This window comes from Cupriavidus sp. HMR-1 (assembly GCF_000319775.1).
Taxonomy (GTDB): Bacteria; Pseudomonadota; Gammaproteobacteria; order Burkholderiales; family Burkholderiaceae; genus Cupriavidus; species Cupriavidus metallidurans.
In genome coordinates this window covers 1-3,798 of the sequence record NZ_ANKP01000151.1, presented here as the reverse complement: position 1 = coordinate 3,798, position 3,798 = coordinate 1, and the positions used below count along the sequence as shown (strand labels likewise).

3 protein-coding genes and 1 pseudogene are annotated in these 3,798 nt (G+C 64.1%); 3 read left to right on the top strand and 1 reads right to left on the bottom strand.

Annotated elements, in window-relative coordinates; genetic code table 11:
- Window positions 1-17: 17 nt before the first annotated feature.
- Window positions 18-1,226, top strand: a pseudogene (locus tag D769_RS18270) (tyrosine-type recombinase/integrase); the annotation flags it as partial.
- A 157-nt stretch (window positions 1,227-1,383) separates the two neighbouring features.
- Here the strand turns inward: D769_RS18270 and D769_RS18265 are convergent.
- Entirely contained in the window at window positions 1,384-2,235 is an 852-nt protein-coding gene (locus tag D769_RS18265) for a DUF6884 domain-containing protein (RefSeq protein WP_236734495.1), read from the bottom strand.
- 35 nt (window positions 2,236-2,270) lie between these two features.
- On the opposite strand from D769_RS18265, the gene D769_RS18260 reads away from it, so the two are divergent.
- A complete protein-coding gene (locus D769_RS18260) occupies window positions 2,271-3,146 on the top strand; it encodes a DNA-binding protein (protein ID WP_008647960.1) in 876 nt (291 codons plus the stop codon).
- 25 nt (window positions 3,147-3,171) lie between these two features.
- A complete protein-coding gene (locus D769_RS18255; RefSeq protein WP_141192900.1) occupies window positions 3,172-3,456 on the top strand; it encodes a hypothetical protein in 285 nt (94 codons plus the stop codon).
- Window positions 3,457-3,798: the final 342 nt, after the last annotated feature.

The window sequence follows — 3,798 nt, the reverse complement described above, 5'->3', positions numbered from 1 at the left end:
TTTCCGTTTTCTGAGACGACCCCTTCTTTGCCGAACACCCACAGCTCACCGAGCGCGCCCGTGCGCTGATCGCCGTGACGGACCGCGGGGAAATCGTGCCGTGGGAGCAACTGCGCCTGCCCCACGAAGTCGACGGCTCGTCCGGAACTTTTCGTGCGCCGCGGCAAACCTGCACCCTCAATGCGGACAACGACTACGACGCGGTCCAGGCCTGGCTCGCGCTGCACGAGTCGCCTGCCACCCAGCGAGCCTATCGCAAGGAAGCCGAACGGCTGATCCTGTGGGCGATCGTCGAGCGCGAGCGGCCGCTGTCGTCGCTCACCACCGAGGACGCGATTGCCTATCGCACTTTCCTGCGCCGGCCGACCCCACACAAGCGCTGGGTGGGACCGCCGCGGCCACGCACCTCGCCCGAATGGCGGCCGTTTGCGCAGGGCCTGTCGGCCCGCTCGACGGCCTACGCCTTGTCGGTGCTCGGTGCCCTGTTCCGTTGGCTGATCCAGCAGCGGTACCTGCTGGCCAACCCCTTTGCGGGCATCAAGGTGCGCGGCAGCGCGCGGACAGCGCCGCTGGATACGTCGCACGCGTTCACCGAGGGGGAATGGATGCTGGTGCGCACGCTCGCCAACGGACTGGAATGGTCCTATGGGTGGGAGGCGCCGGCAGCCCAGCGCCTGCGGTTCTTGCTCGACTTCGGCTATGCGACCGGGTTGCGGGCCAGCGAACTCGTTTCTGCGAAGCTGGGTGACATCGAGACCGACGGGCAGGGCGACCATTGGCTCAATCTGGTAGGCAAGGGGGCCAAGGCGGGAAAGGTGGCACTACCGCCGTTGGCGCGCGTGGCACTCGACCACTATCTGGTGGAGCGCGGCCTGCCGGTCACGCCGGCGCGCTGGGACCCGCATACCCCGTTGATCGGCGGCCTGGGCCAGGAGTCGTCCAGCGGTATCACCGGCACGCGCCTGTGGGGCGTGTTGCGACGATTCTTCCTGCAAGCAGCGGAGCTGATTCAGGACGACCACCCGGCTGCCGCCGAAAAGCTGCGGCAGGCCAGTCCCCACTGGATGCGGCACACCCATGCCACCCATGCGCTGGCGCGCGGCGCGGAATTGACGACGGTGCGGGACAACCTGCGGCACGCGTCGATCTCAACCACCTCGATCTACCTGCACGGCGACGAGGTGAAACGTGCGCGCCAAATCGGGGCAGCGTTCTCCGCTCCCTAGCGACATTGGGTGTGGCTGCGCGCGGGCAGCGAGTTCTTGTTTATATCTGAAGGATGCAGTTCGACTTCCTTCTATATAACCCAAATGCTTATGATAGCGGTTTGGCTTTATCTTGGCCTGACCCGTAGAAGCAGCGCGCGCTGATTGTCAGCATCGCTCATAACGGCTCCCGCAGATCCGCGACGCTCACCCATCGCGTGCTCAGTCTCGGGCGGCCGCGCGTCTCGCACTCGACCTCCACTTCGGCTGTGGGTCCGCTTGGCCCTGCGAAGAGAGACATCACCCGCGCCTTGCACGCAGGTAACTGCGGTGCGGCACGGTAGACCAGGCGCGTCGTGGCGCCCACCTCGATCCAACCATGTCTGCGGAAAATCGGTGTGCCATTGGGGAAGGCGCCAATTGGCTCAGCAAGAGCAGGGGCCTGGCGATCAAGAAAATCGGCAAGCTGGGAGCGTTGGTAGCCGATCCCTCCACTGACTTCGCCGATGGGAAGCTCCGGCGTGCCAACCACGCCAATCGCGGCGCGCATCACACGCCGGTAGTGTTGTCCGCCCGCCAGAAACACCCTGCTGGCTCGGCTGGGCCAGGCCACTTGGACCACGCACTGGTGCAGCCGCTCAAGAATCTCGTCAGCCCGCACAGACGTCATCCACTGGTCGTAGGGATCCAGCGCCTCGTCGGGTGCGACGAATCCATGCTTGGCCGACAAGATCACCACGAGCGGCGCAGCGCTGCATTGAACGTGAGCACGGTAGGTCTGGTACATCACGCCTTGGTAGAGCTGCAGGGCAGGGGCGCGGACCGCGGCTTTTTTCCCGGAGCAGGCGAGGACCAGAAGCGGCGGAGCCGACGCGTCGAATTGAACGGTGGTGTTACGCGGAAAGAGGTCGAACTGGATTGCGGGCATCGTTGCTGTATGGCGGAAATTGTTCTTCCAGCTTACGGCCGGCGGCCCGAAGTCAAGAGCACGCGAAATCTCCTTGTGGCCATAACGCTCATAACATAACATTCGTAACATAACGAAACGTAACGAACGGAGTTCTTATGGTACGGGAAGCGTCTATCACCCAGGAACAGGTGAATGCTGCGGCGAACGCTCTGCGTGCCGCCGGCAGCAAACAGCCATCGGTTCGCGACGTGCGCAAAGAGTTGGGGGACATCGGGTCTCAGGCAACCGTGCTGCGTATGCTGAATGTGTGGAAAGGGAACCAGGTGAAGGTTCCCGAAGCGCCGCTTGCACTGCCAGCGCCATTGCAGCGCGTCCTCGCCGACCATCTCGCACAGCTCGTTGCCGAAGGCAAGGTTGAGTTATCTGCGGAGTTAGCAGAGCAGCAGCAGCTCAATACGGATCTCGGCATGGAGAACGAGCGCCTCCTCGGCCAAGTCGAGGCTTTGCAGGTGGAATTGGCTGCCTGTCAGTCTGAGCGGGATTCGTTAGCGGGCCGTGCGGAGCAGCAGGGTGCTGACCTTCAGGTTGCCCGTGCTGAAGCGGAGCAGGAGCGTACCGCGGCCGCGAGTGTCAGGACGGACCTGGCCAAGGCACTGTTGCGGCTGGAAGCCCTTCCGCGGCTCGAAGATGACTTGAATGCAGCGCGCGCCACGGTTGAGAAGGAACGCGCCGATCGAGTTACAGCGGAACAGGCTTCAGCGGTTGCGACCGCCCGGCTGGAGGGCGAGAAGAAGGCGCGAGAGCGCGTCGAGCTAGAGCTTCATGCAGTTTCAGCGCGGGAGGAGCAAGCCAACGCTCAGGTGAAGGAACTCACCGCCCAGTTGGTCGACGGTCGCCTCGTGCGCGCCCGAAATGAGCGAGAGCCGCGCAAGCCAGTAGACTTGCGACGCGGGGGAGCGCTGGAGCGTAAGTCGCGGGCTAGCCATCAAAGCGCCGCGCCCGGCAAGCAATCGCCCTCGGACAATAGTTAGGCATATCTCGACGATGGAGGCGGCTGTGCAACGAATCAACGAAGGAGTGCCTTGCGCGCTGTGTCACATGCCGGCGGAGCGCCGGGCGTTGCATCAGAGTACCGACGGCTATCTCTACGACTGCCCGGCGTGCGGGGGTCGCTACAGCATCGGCATTACGGCGGCAAAGCGCGCAGCCAACGGCGAAGCACCAATTGGCTTGCTCGCGGATCTCCGGCACCGTATTGCCAACGGCGAACTGCCGCGGGTCGAATATACGGCGGGCGAATGGCAACCCCTAAAGCCAGTGGGGCACCAAGCAGAACCGTAGGCTAACGTTCCTGGCGGGGCAGACATGGGCCGCAACTACATTCTCGAACGTACCATCGCCGATCCAACGGGTGCGAGCAGCCGAAAAGGCAGCCCGCAAGCTGGCCAGCGCAAAGCGCCTCCGGTCCGAGCGGGTGGCCACGGCTGCCTACGTGGAACGCGCCCGATGGTGCGCAAACGGTTGTGGCAAACCTGTCGCCACAGGCGATGACGGCTGGATCCCCTGTTGCTCGGAAGTGTGTCACCGCGAGTGGGCGGCCGCCGTATCGGCCCAGTTCGACGCCCAAGAGGCGCGACGCGCCCGACGAAAGAGTTGAGCCTTAACAGGCTGCTGAAATACCGG

What these genes read in the sequence shown, in the direction of transcription:
- D769_RS18265 (WP_236734495.1), bottom strand. Translation starts at nt 2,235, where the DNA reads ATGTTATGTTATGAGCGTTATGGCCACAAGGAGATTTCGCGTGCTCTT.
- D769_RS18260 (WP_008647960.1), top strand. Translation starts at nt 2,271, where the DNA reads ATGGTACGGGAAGCGTCTATCACCCAGGAACAGGTGAATGCTGCGGCG.